Source organism: Pseudoalteromonas sp. G5_S1_14_S5 (assembly GCF_054968605.1).
The window spans coordinates 1-206 of sequence record NZ_JBQKUM010000301.1; the positions used below are offsets into that span (position 1 = coordinate 1).

Below are 206 nucleotides of genomic sequence, written 5' to 3' on the forward strand. Positions count from 1 at the left end.
ACTTGGCGAAGTCGACGTTTATCTATCTCTTTAATGGTGTGCCAATGAACGCTCGTTAACTCGGATATATGCTTGATGGGAAGAAGAGGCAGTAGTTGTTCTATATAGCTTTTTAGGCGCTTCGTTATACGAGCATAAGGCTCCAACCAAGATAAAGCCTCTGTTTTTATGCCGCATTCACGGCACTTAATCCTTCGAGTTTGCAC

The 206-nt window shown here is 43.2% G+C and carries 1 protein-coding gene; it reads right to left on the minus strand.

The window, feature by feature from the left end; genetic code table 11:
• Positions 1 to 206, minus strand: a 206-nt coding sequence (locus tag ACTRWI_RS22970) for a helix-turn-helix domain-containing protein (protein WP_499133975.1), incomplete at its 3' end; no start/stop codon positions are given.